This window comes from Streptomyces sp. NPDC057099 (genome assembly GCF_042671245.1).
Lineage (GTDB): Bacteria > Actinomycetota > Actinomycetes > Streptomycetales > Streptomycetaceae > Streptomyces > Streptomyces purpurascens.
In genome coordinates, this window is record NZ_JBHUTX010000087.1 from 1 (window position 1) to 16800 (window position 16800).

Here is a 16800-nt window from a genome sequence, read left to right on the forward strand (position 1 = left end):
GCCATGAACCCACCGGCCGCGCGGGCAGGCACTGGCACCAGCACGACCTGGCGGCTCTCCTGGCCGACCAGAGCAAGCTTCCGAGAACCGGCATGGTGAAGATCTGCGGGCCCGAGGACCTGGACGCGCTTGTCACCAACGCACCGGAAGACGACAAGACCTGTATGACCTCGCGCGAGGCCGGCGTCGTCATCGTCCGCACACATCCGTGGGCTCCACCACATCCGTGCGGAGCCGTCATGTGCAGCCCGGCTTGGCACCGTTTACCCAGGTGCCCACTGCCCGCCTGATCTTCTACCCTGTGCCGGGGCGGCTGGGCAGGGGGAGCGACGATGAGCATGTACTTCGACATCGGTGACGAAACGCTGTGGAACCCCTCGAACGGTGCCGGTCGCCTCTTCGTACGGCAGGTCGAGGTCTTCGAGGCGGAGCTCAAGCTGCCCTCGGGAATCGGTCACAAGCACTGGGGCGACCCGGACACACTCGAGGTCGATCCGGCCGTGTACGCGGAGTTCGCACGCGGCTTGGTCGCCTGGCACTGCCGGACGGGACACTCCGTGATCCTCACGCTCTCCGAGGGGTTCGTGGCGACGGCGGTCGCGCTCGCGCGGCGCGCCGGAATCGAGGTGGAGATACCGCCCGACGTGCAGGTTCCCAGCGATCCTCGGACCGCGTCAGCCGCCGACCTCACCGCGTTGGACACCCGGGCGCGGGAGATGGACCGCTGGATGTCCCGCTGAGACGCTGCGCCCAGGGCCACCCCTCACCGACCGCCGATCGCGGCCATCTCAGCCCAAGTCACATCTGCGACTGCACGTCTTCCTGAAGCCGCAATCAGGCTTCTGCGACCGCAGATTTCCGATCGATTGGCTCCACGACGTGCTCGAGGAGGGTCTGCCCGCGCAGCTCACCCGCGTACTGGAACAGGTCGCCCGAAACGCGAACGGTCCGGCGAACTCCTCGCATGTTACTTGGCGGTAAGGAATGATGGCGGCCGACCATTCACACGGCAGGGGCTGATGCAGCGGTGACGACTTTCGACGAACGGACCATCGTGCACGCTTTCCGGGACGACGCCCTGGGAGAGCACGACGCCGTCGGTCTCGCCGCGGCGATCCGGCGGGGCGATGTCTCCCCGGCCGAGGCCGCCCGGGCCGCCGGGGAGCGGGTGCGGGCGATCGACGCGCGGCTGGGCGCGGTCCAGGTGCACGTCGACAGCCCGGCACCCGCCGCCGCGACGGGCGGTGCCTTCGCCGGGGTGCCGACCTTCGTCAAGGACAACACCGACTACCAGGGGCTGCCCACGGGCCACGGCAGCGCCGCCTTCCGGCCGAGGGCGGCGCGGCGGCACGCACCGTTCACCCGGCAGCTTCTGAGCAGCGGCGTCACGGTGCTGGGCAAGACCCGGCTGCCCGAGTTCGGGTTCAGTCCGAGCACCGAGTACGACGGCGCGGAGCCGGTGCGCAACCCATGGAACACGGGCCACTCGGCGGGCGGTTCGTCGGGCGGCAGCGCGGCGCTGGTCGCCGCTGGTGCCGTGCCGATCGCGCATGCCAACGACGGTGGTGGCTCGATCCGGATTCCCGCGGCCTGCTGCGGACTCGTCGGCCTCAAGCCGACGCGTGGCCGTGTCGTGGGAAGTGACCTGGGCCGCCGGCTGCCGATCGACATCGTCTCCGACGGCATCGTGAGCCGTTCCGTGCGGGACACCGCCGCGTTCCTCGCCGCTGCCGAGACGCACCGGCAGAGTTCCGCGCTGCCGCCCCTCGGCCTGGTCGAAGGCCCTTCGGAGCGACGGTTGCGCATCGGGTTCCTGCTGGACTCGCCGAACGGCGTTCACTCCGACGCCGCCACCCGGGCGGCGGTCACGGAGACCGTGGCCACGCTCGAACGGCTCGGACACACCGTGGAGCCGGTGGAGCTGGACATGGACCCGAACTTCACCGACGACTTTGTGACGTACTGGGGAATGCTGTCCTTCCTCCTCGGTGCCACAGGCCGGACCCTCGGCGCGGACTTCGACCGGCACCGCATGGACGGCCTCAGCCGGGGGCTGCGCGAGGAGTATCTGCGGAACTGGCGGCGGACTCCTGGCGTGCTGCGACGGCTGAAGCGTGCGAAGGAGGCGCACGCGGCGGCCTTCCGTCCACTCGACCTCGTGCTGTCGCCCGTGCTCGCGCACACCGCGCCACCGATCGGCCACCTCAGCCCGACCGTTCCCTACGCGGAGCTGATCGAGCGGATCCTCGCGTACGTGGCGTTCACACCGCTCGACAACGTCGTCGGCACTCCGTCGATCTCGGTGCCCGCCGCGAGCGGGACAACGGACGGACTGCCCATCGGCGTCATGTTCTCCGCCCGCCCCGGCGGTGAACGGAAGCTGCTGGAGATCGCGTTCGAACTGGAAGCCGACCGCCCCTTCCGGCGTATCCAGGACCAGTGACATCGACGCTGTCCGCCGATCCGACCTGGACCAGTCCGAGCTTCCCTCGTCGTTTCACCGCGCCACGGTCGCGAGGACATCGTGGCCCAGTCGCTGCACGACGTCCGTGGCGAGCCGGTGCCGCACCAGCTTGCCGTCCCGGGTGGAGCGCACGAGGCCTGCGTCGCGCAAGGTCCGCAGGGCGCGGGAGACCTGCGGTTCGCTGGAGCCGAGCCGGGTGGCGAGCTCCGAGGTGGTGATGGGCTCGCCCAGCAGATGCCGGCACAGTTCCATCCGGGCAGGCGATGTCAGCGCCATCAGCCGGTCGTGCAGATCCCGCAGGGTCAGCTCCCCGGCCGGGGTGGTGCCGCGCGCCGCGTACTGCACCACCACGCACGACGGATGCTCCCTCTTGACCGTCAGATGCGGCCACACCCGGGCGGACGGGACGAGGACGAGGGGCCGCGGGGCCACCCTCACCTCGTCGATCTGCAGTTTGTCCAGCCGTACCCTTTCCCCTGGCCCGACCCGTGCCGCGGTCGGTAGCAACTCGGTGAGCACATCCGCGGGCGAGCGGACCGCCAGTCGGCGCCGTACCTCCCGGGCGTGGTCCTCCAGGGGTGGCCGCAGAGCGCGCCAGTCGTCGGCGAAGAACGCGGTGTCGGCGGCCCGCAGCACCGCCAGCAGCCGGTCCCGCAGCTGAAGCGGTGCCGCCACCAGCTGGCGCGCCAGCTCACCGCGGGCATAGGAGCGACGCAGACAACGGCGTGCGTAGTCCTCGGCGGAGGCGGTGCCGGCCCGCAGCTCGCGAGCCGTCGGCACACGCAGCCCGGCGGAGCCGAGAATCCCGGGTGCCACCAGTTCGAGGAAGTCCTCCACGGGCAGCGCCGCGATCGCCGCGAGTTCCTCGTCCAGGCTCGCCGCGAGCGGCACCGTACGGGGAAAGAACAGGCGGCAGCGGAAGCGCGCCCACAGCGGAGCGAACACCGACAACTCGTCGCGCAGCTCGTCTCCCGCCGCGGCGGCACGAGCGGTCCAGCCGGCGGCCTCCGGATGGTGCTCGGGTTCGGCGAGCACGTGCAGGCTCGCCATCAGTTCCGACAGCGCGGAAGGCCCGGCCGCGACATCCGCGGGGCCGAGGCCTCCGAGGTCGAGAATGATGCTCACGGCGTCAGCGTACGGTCGGAGCTCACCGTACGGGCGCGCCCGGGCCGAGCGGGACGCCCAGCAGGTACCAGGCGAAGAACAGCAGCACCCAGACCACCAGCATGATCATGGCAACGGGCAGGGTGAAGGAGATCAGGGTGCCGATGCCGGCGTCGCGGCGGAGGGTCTGGAGGTAGCCGACACAGAGCATGAACGAGGTGCTCATCGGGGTGATGGAGTTCGTGCAGGAGTCGGCGATGCGGTAGAGCGCCATGGTGGTGGCCGGGCTGGTGCCGAGCAGCATGAGCATCGGCACCAGGGCCGGGGCGACCAGGGTCCACAGAGCGGAGCCGGACGTGATGAGGAGATTCATCAGCGCCACCGCGACGATCAGCAGGGCGAACAGCACCAGCGTGGGCGCGCCCGCCCCTCTGAGGAAGTCCGCGCCCTCGACCGCGACGACCGTGGCGATGTTGGTCCACTTGAACAGGGCGAGGAACTGGGACACGGCGAAGAAGAGCACCAGCAGCGGTGCGATGGAGCGCACGCCGTCCGCCATGAACTCGGGTATCGCGCGGCTCCCTCTGATCCGCCCGGTGAGCCGCCCGTACACGGCGCCGACGAGCAGGAAGAGCACGGTGAGGAAGACGGCGATGGCGTTCATGAAGGTGGACTCCACGATCGCGCCCCCGTCGCCGCGCAGCGGTGACGAGGCGGGCAGCATCGCGAGCACGATCAGCGTGGCGTAGCCGAGCACGGCCAGCCCGGTCAGCTTCAGGGCCCGCAGCTCGGTGGCGTCATCGACCTCGGCGACCATCGTCTGCCGTGCCGCGGCGGCCTCCAGGTCCGCGTCGGGGACCAGGTGGTGCTCGCGCCTGGCGAGGATCTTGTCCACGACGAGGGCGATGGTGCCGGCCAGTACGAACGCCGAGACGGTGGTGAAATACATGTTGTCCGTCGCGCGGACCACCACGTCCTTGTCGACGAGCTGCGCGGCCTCGGTGGCCACGGAGGCGAACAGCGCGTCACCGGGGGCGATCAGCGGGTTGGCGTCGCCCGCCGCGTTGACGGAGACGAACGCGACGATCATGCCGAGCATGGGGGAGCGGCCCACGGCGCGGAAGGCCACCGCCCCGAGCGGGATCAGGACCACGTACGCGGAGTCGGACAGGAACTTCCCCAGCACACCACCCAGGGCCACACCCAGGACGACCGTACGGGGGGACAGGCCCGACAGCATGCGGCGGGCCAGCGCCTCGAAGAGTCCCGAACGCTCGGCGACCGCCACTCCGAGCATCACCATCAGCACGATGCCGAGCGGGCCGAAGGTCACGAAGGACTCCTCGGCGCCGGTGACCAGGTCCCGTACGGCGTCCGCCGACAGAGCGCTGCGTACTCCGACCAGGTCGCCCGAGGAGGGGTCCTCGACCCGCAGACCGGAGACGTTCAGTACCCAGCTGACGACGGCGACGACCCCGGCAAGGATCCAGAACAGCCAGAACGGATGCGGCAGCGCGTTGCCCGCGCGCTCGACCAGGTCGAGGAACCGCGAGCCGCGGCCCCCCTCACCGGGCTCGGTGGCCCGCACCACCTCGGTGCGGCTGTCAGGTGTGCTCATGGCGGCCTCCTGTGTGGGCGATGACGGGGAGACGAGGACATGGCGCGTCAAGCGCCGCGGCAGTGCGAAAGGGAACCCGGAGCCGGCCACGATCCGCCGCGAGGGGAACTCGGGGTGTTCCTGGGTTGGGCTGCACAGTAGGTCTCGTGTCCGGTCCCGTCACCGTCCTGCGGAACAGTTGACCTGATGACGTCAAGTGATCGCCATGACGTGGGCGAGTGCCTAGCGTCACGGGAGTGACCTCGTACGACACCTCCCGCACCTGCCGGCCCGAACCCCTACAGGGCGGTGCCCTGTGGCGCCGCACGCTGCGCGTCCCCATGCGGGACGGCACCCGTCTCGCCGCCGACCTGTACTCCGACTCACCCGAGCCGGAGGCGATCGCGCTGCCGGTGCTTCCCGTGCTCCTCGAGCGCACCCCGTACGGACGGCGCGCGCGGCGCGGCTCGGACCAGGACCGTGGCGACGCCCCGGTCCCGCGGCCCGAGGACATCGCCCGGCACTTCACTGGAGCCGGCTACCACGTCGTACGGCAGGACTGCCGGGGCCGCGGCGACTCCGAGGGAACGTTCGTGAAGTACCTCTCAGAGGGCCCGGACGGGGTGGACACCATCGCCTGGCTCAGGGACCAGCCGTGGTGTGACGGCAGGGTCGTGATGACGGGGGTGTCCTACTCCGCTCACGTTCAGGCGGCCGCGGCCGCCGAAGGGGCGACGGGGCTGGCCGCCATGTTCCAGGACTCGGGCGGTTTCTCCTCCGCGTACGACGCGGGGATGCGGATGGGTGGTGCCTTCGAGCTGAAGCAGGTGACCTGGGCCCTGCGGCACGCGGTGCAGAGCCCGGAGGCGGCGGCGGATCCGGTGCTGGCGGAGGCGCTGCTGCGGGTGGACGTGACGGGCTGGTTCGGCGCGATGCCCTGGCGGCCGGGCTGCACACCGCTGCGCCACCTGTCGGCGTACGAGGACTTCCTGCTGGAGCAGTGGCGGCAGGACTCCTTCGGCGACTACTACCGCACGCCGGCTCTCTACGGGCGAGGCTTCTACGAGCGCTTCCCGGACGCGCCGAGCATGCACATGGGCAGTTGGTACGACCCCTACGTCCGCTCCACCATCGAGAACTTCACCGCCCTGCGGGAGCTGAAGTCGGCACCCTCCTACCTGGTCATGGGCCCATGGACACACGGGCACCGCTGCGAGACGTACGCCGGAGACGTGGACTTCGGTCCGCGGGCGACACTGGACGGCAACCTCGCCCCGTCGTACCTGGAGTTCCGCCGCCGCTGGTTCGACCGGGCGCTGGGCCGTGAGGACGAGGGACACCCGGAGGGGGCGGGCCTCCCCGCCGTCCAGTACTTCCTGATGGGCGGCGGCGACGGCCGCAGGGACGCGGCCGGGCGGATGCGGCACGGCGGCGCATGGCACGCCGACACCCAGTGGCCACCGGCGTCGACGGCTCTCGTCGCCCTGTACTTCACCACCGGCGGTGCCCTCACGACCGCCCCGCCCACGGTGGCTGCCGCGTCGGTGACCTATGACTTCGACCCGCGCCACCCGGTGCCCACCATGGGAGGTCAGGTCACCTCGGGCGAGCCGGTGATGACGGGCGGGGCCTACGACCAGAACGCCCCGGACGCCCGCGTGTACGGGGCCCGCGAGCCCTACCTGCCGCTGGACTCCCGACCGGACGTGATCAGCCTGAGCACCCCGCCACTCGAACGGGACGTGGTGCTGGCGGGCCCGGTGTCGGCAAGGCTCCACATCTCCACCACGGCCCCGGACACCGACTTCACCGTCAAGCTGATCGACGTCCACCCGCCCAACGCGGACTATCCGCACGGCTTCGCCATGAACCTCACCGACGGCATCGTCCGCTGCCGCTTCCACCGCTCCTACGAGCAACCGGAGTTGCTCGTCCCGGGCGAGATCTACGAGATCGAGGTCACCGCCCCCGACACGGCGAACCGCTTCGCCGCAGGCCACCGCATCCGGCTCGACATCTCTTCCAGCAACTTCCCCCGCTTCGACGTCAACACCAACACCGGCGAACCGGAAGCCACCGCCCGCCGTACCGCCACAGCCGTGAACACCGTGCACATGGACGCCGAGCACCCGTCCCACCTGAGGGTGTGGCTGGAAGGAGGAGCGAGCACCCTGCCCTGAACAATGCTCAGTACCAAGGGCGTACGTTCCCTAGTGATCGATTGAAGTCACCGAGTAGAGGCGGTTGCAGCGTGAGCACCTTCGCGGCCCGGACCATCAGCACCGGGCGACTGGACCTGGTTCCGCTTCAGGTCGAGCACGCCGAGGAGATGGCCGCGGTGCTGTCGGATCCTGCTCTGTACGCCTTCATCGGCGGCACCCCGCACACCCCGCAAGCTCTGCGCTCGCGCTACCAGCGCCTGACCGCAGGCTCTCCCGATCCGGCCGTCACCTGGCTGAACTGGGTGATCCGACTCCGTGATGAGGCATGCCTGACGGGCACGGTCCAGGCGACGATCAGCTCCTCCGGCGATGGCCCCCTCGCCGAGATCGCCTGGATGATGGGAACTCCATGGCAAGGAAGAGGCATCGCCACCGAAGCAGCCCGAGAACTCGTCGGCTGGCTCAGCCGGCTGCCGGTGCGGACCGTCATCGCCCACATCCACCCCGAACACCAGGCATCCGCCGCCGTCGCCGCCGCCGCCGGGCTCACGCCCACCGACGAATGGCACGAAGGCGAGATTCGATGGCACCGGAGCACCAGGCGATAACTGCACCGATCCACAGGCCTTGACCGGTCCTCGTCCTGGCTGACGGCACACCGCGCCGAGTTCGGTCACCTGGTCCGCGAGCGTTCAGTGGGGTCCGGCCGCGACAGTCGGGGTGCCTGCGGTGAGGATGAGGGCCTCGTAGGCGTGGTGGTGGCGGGTGGTGGTGCGGTGGTGGAGGAGCGCGGCCGCGCGGGCGTGGTCGCCGGTGTCGATGAGGGCACGGGCGAGGGTGTCCTGGATGATCTCGTGTTCCACCCGTACCCCGCCGATCCGTTCCGCCTTCTCGCCCAGGCCGCTGAGCAGGTCCACGGCCGCGCGGGACCGCCCCGCGGCAACCTCCGCCAACGCCTGGACCACGGGGGCCAGTACATCGCGGTGGTCGGGGCGTTCGTCGGCGGCGGCACGGCGGGCCAGGGCATGAAAGTCGTCGGTCGCGGCCTCCACCGCCAAGGCCAGGGCGAGGTTGAAGGTGTGGAAGATCTCGGCCGTCCCGGCCGGTGCGGCGAGCAGCTGCCGCACGTGCTCAAGGTCGCTGCGGCCGGCCGGTGCCTGACCGGCCAGCAGCAGACGCCAGTTCGTCGCCGCCCGCATGCCGACGTCCGAACGTGCCAGTGCCGCATCCGCGCGTCGGCGCGCTTCCGGGAAGTCACCACAGGCGATCGACTGCAACGCGGCATGCCACTTCAGGTGCCGCAACTGCAGCGCCTGCGGGTCGGCCGCAAGCCACCGGTCCAGGAAGTCGACGGCCGAGCGGCCGGTGCCCAGCTCGTGCTCGGCGTGCGCCAACGCGTGCGCGGCCACACCGGAGCGGGGGTAGAGAGCCAGCGCACGCTCGGCCAGTCCCTGTGCCTCTTGTACCCGGCCCTGCTCCGCCCGGACCGTGGCGAGCCAGCTCGTCCACGTCCAGCTGTCCGGCCCGGCCAGCTCGGCCTTCGCTCCACCAGGGCATCGCCGCGTGCCCTGTACGCGGGGTCTCCCGAGGAGAAGAACGCGCCCAGCATGAGCCCGGCGAGCTCATCGGCGGGCCACCGGGCGAAGTGTGCCACCAGGTGGTCGGCCGCCAGCCGGTACTGCCGATGCGTATGGAGGAACACCCCGTACACCACACTCGCCTGCCGCTCGCCGGCAGCCTGCGCGTCCCGGTGGGCGACCACCAGTTGTTCCTTCAGCCTGGCGTCGTCGAGGCGGTCACTGGTCACCAGCGTGAGCAGCGCCCGCGCCACACCACAGTCCGGATCGTCGGACATCCACTGCCTCAGCAGGGGCAGCGCCCGCCCGCTCAGCGCCAGCAGCTCTGTCACCGCCGCGTTCTCCGCCATCACGTCCACCGCCTCTTTGCCCACCGTCATCCCGTCGGCAACGCGCCGCTCGCCGGCCTCCTTCACACGCTGGACATGAACAGGGCGGTGCAGACGATGCCGCTGTTGCCGCACTGGTTGCGCGGCAGGCTCAACGGCAGACCCGACTGATTGCCACTGCCCACTCCGCTTCCGGCCACCGTGGAGCCCACCGCACCCGCACTGCCCTGACGGACGCACGAGTTGCCCAACACCGCGTTCCCGATCCCGCCAACGTTCGCGTGAGCGGCACCAGCCGGAAGCAACGCCACACCGGCCACCGCACCCATCACCGCGGCCCGCGCACACGCGCCGCCCGTCCCCCGCATCTCCACGCCCATACGGCTCCTCCATCCCCGGGACGAGACCCCGGACTTGGGACCGACCCGGTCGCATCCCCACAACGACACAGCCCGCCTCCCGACACGCTGACAGGGCGGCCGCACAGCGCTGGGCCAGCTCTCGGATGCCCGTTGCCGAACCGTGATGATCGGAATTCCCGGCCCCTCACCTGCACTGTCGTACACGTCACGATGAGCTAAACACTCGGTGTATACGCGCCGCGTATACACGGTGTGTAGAGTGCGAGTCATGTCCATCGGTCACACTCTCTTAGGGCTCCTGGAGTCCGGCCCACGGCACGGCTATGACCTGAAGCGGGCCTTCGACGAGAAGTTCGGTCACGACCGGCCGCTTCACTACGGCCAGGTCTACTCGACGATGTCCCGGCTGTTGAAGAACGGCCTCGTCGAGGTCGACGGGATCGAGGCCAGCGGCGGCCCGGAGCGCAAGCGCTACGCGATCACCGACGCCGGCGTCACCGACGTAGAGCAGTGGCTCGCGACCCCGCAGAAGCCGGAAGAGTATCTCCAGTCGGCCCTCTACACCAAGGTCGTCCTCGCCCTGCTCACTCACCGCGATGCCGCCGACATCCTGTACACCCAACGCTCCGAGCACCTGCGCAGCATGCGCATCCTGACCGACCGCAAGCGCAAGGGCGATCTCGCGGACCAGCTGATCTGCGACCACGCCCTCTTCCACCTCGAAGCCGACCTGCGCTGGCTGGAGCTGACCGCCGCCAGACTCGACAAACTCCGTGAGGCCGTAGCCCGATGACCCACTCTCCCTCTGGTTCCCTGCTCACCGGGCAGGACCTGCGCAAGACCTACGGGCACACCCACGCCCTCGACGGCGCCGAGTTCTCCATCCACCCCGGCGAGGTCGTCGCCGTCATGGGCCCCTCCGGCTCCGGCAAGTCGACGCTGCTCCACTGCCTCGCGGGCATCCTGCCGCCCGACTCCGGGTCGATCACCTACAACGGGCGCGAGGTGACGACGATGAGCGACGCCCAGCGCAGCGCGTTGCGCCGCTCCGAGTTCGGGTTCGTGTTCCAGTTCGGGCAGCTCGTGCCGGAACTGACCTGCGTGGAGAACGTCGCCCTGCCGCTCAGGCTGAACGGCACCTCCCGCAAGGAAGCCGAGCGGGCGGCGCTCGGCTGGATGGCACGCCTGGAGGTCGACGACCTGGAGGGCAAGCGGCCCGGCGAGGTCTCCGGCGGCCAAGGCCAGCGCGTCGCCGTGGCCCGCGCGCTGGTCACCGGCCCCCGGGTGCTGTTCGCCGACGAACCCACCGGCGCACTCGACTCCCACAACGGCGAGCGCGTGATGGAACTGCTCACCGACGCGGCCCGATCCACCAACGCCGCCGTCGTCCTCGTCACCCACGAGACACGGGTGGCCGCCTACTCCGACCGCGAAATCGTCGTACGCGACGGCAAGTCCCGGGACATGGAGCGCGCCATATGAGTCCGCGCCAGTGGTTCAGAGACCTGGCCATGGGAGCCCGGTTCGCCGTCACCGGCGGCCGCGAGGGCTGGGTCCGAACGACGCTGACAGCGGTCGGCGTCGGCCTCGGCGTCGCCCTGCTCCTGTTGTGCACCGCGATGCCCAACGTGTTCGCCTCCCGCAGCAAGGTGGAGGACGCCCGCTACGCCAACACGTACGCCCTGACGGTCCCGCCCAAGGCCGACAACACGCTCCTGATCGCCGACGCCGACAGCACCTGGCACGACGACGACATCAGGGGCCGGTTCGTCGAACCCGAGGGCAGGCGGGCGCCGCTGCCCCCGGGAGTCGACCGCTTCCCGGGCAAGGGCGAGATGGTGGTTTCCCCCGCGCTCAAGGACCTGCTGGACTCGGGCGACGCGAAACTGCTGCGGGAGCGCCTGCCGTACAAGATCACCGGCACGATCGGTGAGAGCGGGCTGATCGGCTCGCACGAACTGGCTTACTACGCGGGCGCCTCGGGGTTGAAGCTCACGGACTCCTCGCCGGCGACACGGCTGGCCGAGTTCGGCAAACCGGACGCGAAGCCCGGGAAGACCGACCCGGTGCTGCTGCTCATGGTCCTGGTCGTGTTCGTGGTGCTGCTGACCCCGGTCGCCGTGTTCATCGCCGCCGCCGTCCGCTTCGGCGGCGAACGCCGCGACCGCCGCCTCGCCGCGCTGCGCCTGGTCGGCTCCGACCGGGGGATGACCCGGCGGACCGCGGCGGGCGAGGCCCTGGCCGGAGCCCTCCTCGGCCTGGTCGTGGGCACCGGCTTCTTCTTGCTCGGCCGTCAGAAGCTGGGCAGCGGCGAGTTGCTGGGCGTGAGCGTCTGGCCCAGCTACCTCAACCCCACTCCCGCGCTGGCCGCACTGGTCGCGGTGGCGGTGCCGGTCGCCGCGGTGCTGGTCACGCTGCTCGCGATGCGCGGCGTGGTCGTCGAACCCCTCGGCGTCGTGCGCGCGGCCAAGCAGAGCCGCCGCCGGCTGTGGTGGCGGCTGCTGCCGACACTGGCCGGCCTCGGGATGCTCTACCCGATGATCGGCCAAGGCCGCAAGGACGGAGACTTCAACCAGTACCTCGTCATCGGCGGCGTCCTGATGCTGCTGATCGGCATCACCGCCCTGCTGCCCTGGGTCGTGGAGTCGGTCGTCGTCCGGCTCGGCCAGGGCCCACTGTCCTGGCAGCTGGCCGTGCGACGACTGCAGCTGAGCAGCGGCACCGCCGCCCGCATGGTCAATGGCATCGCCGTTGCGGTGGCCGGGGCCATCGCGCTGCAGATGCTCTTCACGGGAACGCAGAGCCAGTACACCGAGAACACCGGCCAGGACCCCGACCGGGTCCAGATGCAGGTCGCCTTCAGCGACCCCAAGCCGCTGTCCGGCATCGAGCGCGAATTCACCGGCACCAAGGGTGTCCGGGCCGCGGTGGCCCTGGCCAGTTCCGAGTACGGGGACTCACGTCGCGACCCGGAAAACAGCAACGGCCTGACCGTGGGCAACTGCGCCGCCCTGCGCGAACTCGCCACATTGCCCTCCTGCAAGGACGGTGACGTGTTCATCACGCGGACGCGGAGCGGCTACGAGGATCCGAGCAACGCATCCGAGATCGCCCTGGTGAAGCCCGGTCGGCAGCTCTACATCGACCCGTCCTACGACGGCGACGAACGCGGCCTCGAGGTGCCCTGGACCGTTCCGGCGAGCGTTCGGGAGGTCAACGCGCGCAAGGACTCACTGCAGGACTACACGAGTCTGCTGGTCACCCCCGCCGCCCTGCCCCACGAGGCCACGCCCGCGTTGTTCTCGGAGGGTGTCTACCTTCGTCTGGATTCCTCGGTGCCGGACTCACGGGAGTACATACGCACCGTCGCCGCCCGCATCGACCCCCTGGCACAAACCTTCGGCTGGTCGGCGACTCAGGAGGACGCCCAGTACGCCTCCATCCGCACTGGCCTGTTCGTCGGCTCCGCCTTCGTCTTGGCACTGATCGGAGCGAGCCTGCTGGTCTCCCAGCTGGAACAGCTGCGCGAGCGCAGGAAACTGCTCTCCGCGCTGGTCGCCTTCGGCACCCGGCGCCGCACACTCAGCCTGTCCGTCCTGTGGCAGACGGCCCTCCCGGTCGGACTGGGCCTCGTACTGGCCACAACGGTGGGTATCACCCTCGGCTCGGTGCTGCTGAAGATGACCCGTACACCGGTGGCCATGGACTGGGCGAGCGTGCTCACCATGACCGGCGTGGGCGCGGCCGTGGTCGGTGTGGTCACGCTCCTCAGCCTCCCGCCGCTGCTGCGGATGATGCGCCCAGCGGGCCTGCGCACGGAATAGCCCCTCACACATCCCCGAAGTGGGCTCCTCCTACCAGGAGGAGCCCACCCTCGCACACCGGCCGGCCAGCCTCGGTCGGCGTCATCACAGTCACCGTCAGGTTCCAGGAAAGCGCCGCAGGCGGAGGCGTACGGTCGCTTGAAGGACACGGTGGCAGCTCATCGGGTTCCGAGCCCGGTGCGCAGGAAGGCGGTGGCCTGGCCGATGGCGGCTCGCGTGGCTCGGGTCTCGCTGAGCGCGGTGAGCAGCATGAAGTCGTGGATGGTGCCGCCAACTCCGACGGCGAGTTCGCGCACGAGCCGGTCGTGGGTTTCGGCGTTGCCGAGGATCCAGCCTCCGCCATGCATGTACACGATGATCGGCAGCAGGCCGCCCTGCGGCTTGATGAGGCGTACCCGGACGTCCCCCACGTGCGCGGGAACGGTGATCCACTCTTCGTCGACCGGGAGTTTGCCGATCGGGGCAGACTGCGCGTCTGCGAGGACCTTCCGGGCATCGGCCGGCGGCGTCGAGAACCCCTCGGCAACATCCTGTCCCGCAGGCTCAAGGACGACCGGGCTGGCAGCAGACATGACAGAACTCCCAACGCGAAGGCTTGAAAATAGACTTGGCCAAGGGCGCGCAACGCACCACGCGCCACCGGCGCCGGCTCGTCACGCACCGGACCCTCCCGCCAACCGGGCAATCGCGACCTGGTGGCTGCCCGCTGCGCGCTCGGGACTTGGTGACCGGCGGCTTCGTACCGCCAAACCGCGAGTTGCCTCCGCGCCGGAGGGCGGAGGCAACTCGTTGAGGTGTGCGGGGTGAGGATCCCGGGTGAGGGTCAGTTCGGGGCGATGGCGTTCAAGATCGCCGATGTGACGTGGTCGGCGGCGTTCCTGTGGCCCTCGGCGTTGGGGTGCACGAGGGCGACCTCGGTGGAGCCGCTGGTGAGGACACCCTCGATCCACTTGCCGGAGTCGCAGACGCTGTGGTTCCGGGAGGAGTCGGAGAGGTTGACGAAGGTGGCGGTGTCCTGCGCGCCGGTCGACTTCTCGATGGTGCTGTTGAGGGGTTCCAGGACGTCCTGGCGCAGCCAGTCCAGGTCGCCCTGGGGGATCGGCCCGAACTGCTCCAGGTCGTTGTACCGGCACTTGGAGGTGTCCTCGGGAATGACCGTGGGGTAGCCGACGGTGAGGATCTTGGCGTGCGGGGCCCGCTCGTGGAGCTTGGCGAGCATCTTGTCGTAGTCCTTGCCCACCTTGGTCAGCTTGGCGGGGATGTCGGCGGCCAGGTCGTCCTTGCACGGCGTGCCCACGCCGCCGCTGCCCGCGCCCAGTTCCAGGCAGGTGCGCAGGATGTCGGCGAACCCGAGGGTGTTGCCGCCCACCCCGACCGTGACCACGTCGGTGCCGGACCTCACCTCATCGGACTGAGGAGGCACATGGGGGAAGGGGTAGTCCGGGTCCTCGGAGAAGGGCGGCAGGTGACGGCCGATAGGCTCCTGCGCTCTGTAGGTGACGTTCTCGATCGTGGCGGCGCCGCAGCTGACGTTGGTCAGCTCGATGAGCGAGCCGAGGTCGCGGTCGATGACCTGGGGGTAGGACCGGTCGGTGCGTTCGCAGCCGTCGCGGGGGACTTCGAAGGTGTCGCCGGCGGCCGTGATGACCCCGGCGGTGTAGGAGTCGCCCAGGGCCACCCAGTCGTAGGAGGCTGCGGCGGCGGGTTGCGCCCCGGCGAGCTGGGCCGGGACGAGGGCGCCCGCGGTGAGGGCCACGGCGGAACCGAGCAGGGCCAATCGAGTGCGGAAGCTTGCCACGAATCCTCCAGGGATGCGGTGTTGGCGACACGCTGACCCTAGAAAGATCGTCACTGAGTGCACTAGATCCAATGCGGACAGTCACTATCTGTGGGGCTCGAGGGTGTACACCGCTCGCGGCAGACACATTCCAGAAGTATCGGTTCACTATCCGGATCGCCCACTTCCGGATCTGGACCGGCCTTGCGCGATATGCGCGGCCTATACAGCGGCCTCGACCGGCCGACGACAGTCTCGGCCGGCCCGGAGTGACTTACAGCCTGTCTCATTCGTGATCACCGACAGCATCGGTGGCCCTCCCTGGTTCATCGCCCACGTCGCGTCAACGTGGCATGACCGAGGCCCGAGTCAGTGGTCGGTCGAGAGGCGGCGCGGCCCTCGCCCAGGGCGGCTTCGGCCAGGCGTATGCGCTGGATCTCACTGGTCCGGCGGGTGGGTAGGTGTTCGGGATGTCGACGAGATAGACGGCGACCTGCGCGTTCTCGATCCTGCCCGCGGTGCCGGTGTACTGGCGCTGGACACCGACGGTGTCGGTGCACTTCTTCACGTCGCCGGTCTCGTCGACCACCAGAACCGCCTGGTCGTCCCGCAGATGCTCCACCACGTAGGCCCGCACGTCGTCGCGGACCTGGTCGGCGTCCCACTTGGCCCGCCCGAGCAGGTGCTGCATGTCGTCCGGGGGGCTCTCTCCGGCCCACTCTGCGATGGTCCAGCAGTTCTTGCGCGGCAGGTCCGACAGCAGCCCGAGCATCAACCGCCCGACCCGACGTCGGGGTTCGACCCGTGCGAACCGGCCCGCGATCCGGGCCATCGGGCCCTCGAACGCCTCCTGCCAGCGGGCAGGGTCTACGCTGTGACCTGCGGCCACCGCATGATCTTCAGTCTTCGCACACCGATGATCAACGGTGGCCGCGCCCTCTCCACAGCGCGTCAGGGTCGCGCAGCGTCTGCCTGTCGTCATGTGTCTGGAGGACTTGTGCAACGTGGCGAAGTCTGGTGGGTCCAGTTCGACGAGCGGAGGTTGGTCGTACTGCTGTCGGGAGACGACACGTCCGGGATCCGGGTGATGCAGGTCGTCGCTCCGGCGGGCGTCGACATCAGCGGTCTGGGTATCGAAGTGACGGTCGGCGCCGGTGAAGGACTGCCGTTCGAAGGCGTGCTGCGGCTCGCGTTCCCGCGTCCAGGCTTCACCCCGTGCACGTGGCTGACCACTGTGTCCCGGGACGATCTGATAGAGCGGGCGGCCGTCCTGTCCTCCGTGAAGCTAAGCGAGATTGACGACGCCCTCCGACTCGCTGAACAAGCGCAGGAGCGGACCCCGGCCACGACCGCGAAGCTCAGCGAGATAAGGGATGCCCTCCGTCTCGGTGAACTCGGGTAGACGGAGAAGGAGCCGACAGCGTGGGCGGTCTCGGCCAGATGGTCGACGCTGTCCGACTGTCGCCTCGGCGCCCCTCACCATCGAGATCACGATCTACGGCTGGAGTACTAGTACTCCAGCAGCGTTTCGCTATCTGGCCTGGTCAGAGGCATCGTCGGGAGTGTACTTGGCTGCTGGCATGTCAGGGGCGATCTTGCCGGAC

General features: G+C 69.7%; 15 protein-coding genes and 2 pseudogenes. 9 read left to right on the top strand and 8 right to left on the bottom strand.

Translation table 11 applies throughout. The annotated features are described in order from the left end of the window. The 3 genes and pseudogenes from ACFT4A_RS41765 to ACFT4A_RS41775 all read left to right on the top strand — a co-directional run. Positions 1–290 (top strand): annotated as a pseudogene (locus ACFT4A_RS41765) (hypothetical protein); the annotation flags it as partial. A gap of 42 nt (positions 291–332) precedes the next feature. Then, the gene (locus ACFT4A_RS41770) at positions 333–740 is read left to right on the top strand and encodes a DUF6086 family protein (RefSeq protein WP_382841739.1); all 408 of its coding nucleotides are present in this window, start codon (positions 333–335) and stop codon (positions 738–740) included. A gap of 287 nt (positions 741–1027) precedes the next feature. Beyond that, entirely contained in the window at positions 1028–2443 is a 1416-nt protein-coding gene (locus ACFT4A_RS41775; protein ID WP_382841742.1) for an amidase, read from the top strand. A 54-nt stretch (positions 2444–2497) separates the two neighbouring features. Here ACFT4A_RS41775 and ACFT4A_RS41780 read toward each other — a convergent pair whose 3' ends face one another. Continuing rightward, on the bottom strand, positions 2498–3589 hold the full coding sequence (locus tag ACFT4A_RS41780) for a DUF5937 family protein (RefSeq protein ID WP_382841746.1): 1092 nt from the start codon (positions 3587–3589) through the stop codon (positions 2498–2500). A 22-nt stretch (positions 3590–3611) separates the two neighbouring features. Next, entirely contained in the window at positions 3612–5186 is a 1575-nt protein-coding gene (locus ACFT4A_RS41785; protein WP_382841749.1) for an AbgT family transporter, read from the bottom strand. A gap of 236 nt (positions 5187–5422) precedes the next feature. Between ACFT4A_RS41785 and ACFT4A_RS41790 the strand changes: the two genes are divergently transcribed. Continuing rightward, entirely contained in the window at positions 5423–7345 is a 1923-nt protein-coding gene (locus tag ACFT4A_RS41790) for a CocE/NonD family hydrolase (RefSeq protein ID WP_382841752.1), read from the top strand. A 71-nt stretch (positions 7346–7416) separates the two neighbouring features. Then, positions 7417–7935, top strand: a complete 519-nt coding sequence (locus tag ACFT4A_RS41795) for a GNAT family N-acetyltransferase (RefSeq protein WP_382841755.1) — start codon at positions 7417–7419, stop codon at positions 7933–7935. An 84-nt stretch (positions 7936–8019) separates the two neighbouring features. On the opposite strand, the gene ACFT4A_RS41800 is transcribed toward ACFT4A_RS41795, so the two are convergent. Genes ACFT4A_RS41800 through ACFT4A_RS41810 form a run of 3 tightly spaced genes read right to left on the bottom strand, consistent with a single transcriptional unit; the run spans position 8020 to position 9613 of the window. After that, positions 8020–8631, bottom strand: a complete 612-nt coding sequence (locus tag ACFT4A_RS41800; protein ID WP_382841758.1) for a hypothetical protein — start codon at positions 8629–8631, stop codon at positions 8020–8022. Further along, the gene (locus tag ACFT4A_RS41805) at positions 8619–9320 is read right to left on the bottom strand and encodes a hypothetical protein (RefSeq protein ID WP_382841760.1); all 702 of its coding nucleotides are present in this window, start codon (positions 9318–9320) and stop codon (positions 8619–8621) included. Before ACFT4A_RS41805 ends, ACFT4A_RS41800 begins: the two co-directional genes overlap by 13 nt. Continuing rightward, positions 9317–9613, bottom strand: coding sequence for a chaplin family protein (locus ACFT4A_RS41810; RefSeq protein WP_382841763.1), 297 nt, complete (start codon positions 9611–9613; stop codon positions 9317–9319). Before ACFT4A_RS41810 ends, ACFT4A_RS41805 begins: the two co-directional genes overlap by 4 nt. A gap of 250 nt (positions 9614–9863) precedes the next feature. Between ACFT4A_RS41810 and ACFT4A_RS41815 the strand changes: the two genes are divergently transcribed. Genes ACFT4A_RS41815 through ACFT4A_RS41825 form a run of 3 tightly spaced genes read left to right on the top strand, consistent with a single transcriptional unit; the run spans position 9864 to position 13419 of the window. After that, entirely contained in the window at positions 9864–10388 is a 525-nt protein-coding gene (locus ACFT4A_RS41815) for a PadR family transcriptional regulator (protein ID WP_382841766.1), read from the top strand. Further along, positions 10385–11077, top strand: coding sequence for an ABC transporter ATP-binding protein (locus tag ACFT4A_RS41820; RefSeq protein ID WP_382841768.1), 693 nt, complete (start codon positions 10385–10387; stop codon positions 11075–11077). The genes ACFT4A_RS41815 and ACFT4A_RS41820 overlap by 4 nt, the downstream gene beginning before the upstream one ends. Next, on the top strand, positions 11074–13419 hold the full coding sequence (locus tag ACFT4A_RS41825; protein WP_382841771.1) for an ABC transporter permease: 2346 nt from the start codon (positions 11074–11076) through the stop codon (positions 13417–13419). The genes ACFT4A_RS41820 and ACFT4A_RS41825 overlap by 4 nt, the downstream gene beginning before the upstream one ends. Before the next feature lie 158 nt (positions 13420–13577). Here the strand turns inward: ACFT4A_RS41825 and ACFT4A_RS41830 are convergent, their stop codons facing one another. The 3 genes and pseudogenes from ACFT4A_RS41830 to ACFT4A_RS41840 all read right to left on the bottom strand — a co-directional run. After that, positions 13578–13991 carry an alpha/beta hydrolase fold domain-containing protein gene (locus ACFT4A_RS41830; protein ID WP_382841774.1) on the bottom strand — a complete coding sequence of 138 codons (414 nt, stop codon included), beginning with the start codon at positions 13989–13991 and terminating at the stop codon, positions 13578–13580. Positions 13992–14242: 251 nt separating this feature from the next. After that, on the bottom strand, positions 14243–15217 hold the full coding sequence (locus tag ACFT4A_RS41835) for an SGNH/GDSL hydrolase family protein (protein WP_382841777.1): 975 nt from the start codon (positions 15215–15217) through the stop codon (positions 14243–14245). 454 nt (positions 15218–15671) lie between these two features. Next, positions 15672–16028 (bottom strand): annotated as a pseudogene (locus tag ACFT4A_RS41840) (transposase); the annotation flags it as partial. Positions 16029–16193: 165 nt separating this feature from the next. Between ACFT4A_RS41840 and ACFT4A_RS41845 the strand changes: the two are divergent. Further along, positions 16194–16598 (top strand): mRNA interferase PemK, encoded by a 405-nt coding sequence (locus tag ACFT4A_RS41845; RefSeq protein ID WP_023547126.1) that lies wholly within the window; start codon positions 16194–16196, stop codon positions 16596–16598. The last annotated feature ends 202 nt before the right edge of the window (positions 16599–16800 follow it).

Coding starts and splice junctions, on each gene's coding strand:
- ACFT4A_RS41820 (WP_382841768.1), top strand. CDS start 10,385: ATGACCCACTCTCCCTCTGGTTCCCTGCTCACCGGGCAGGACCTGCGC.
- ACFT4A_RS41785 (WP_382841749.1), bottom strand. CDS start 5,186: ATGAGCACACCTGACAGCCGCACCGAGGTGGTGCGGGCCACCGAGCCC.
- ACFT4A_RS41815 (WP_382841766.1), top strand. CDS start 9,864: ATGTCCATCGGTCACACTCTCTTAGGGCTCCTGGAGTCCGGCCCACGG.
- ACFT4A_RS41825 (WP_382841771.1), top strand. CDS start 11,074: ATGAGTCCGCGCCAGTGGTTCAGAGACCTGGCCATGGGAGCCCGGTTC.
- ACFT4A_RS41810 (WP_382841763.1), bottom strand. CDS start 9,613: ATGGGCGTGGAGATGCGGGGGACGGGCGGCGCGTGTGCGCGGGCCGCG.
- ACFT4A_RS41770 (WP_382841739.1), top strand. CDS start 333: ATGAGCATGTACTTCGACATCGGTGACGAAACGCTGTGGAACCCCTCG.
- ACFT4A_RS41830 (WP_382841774.1), bottom strand. CDS start 13,991: ATGTCTGCTGCCAGCCCGGTCGTCCTTGAGCCTGCGGGACAGGATGTT.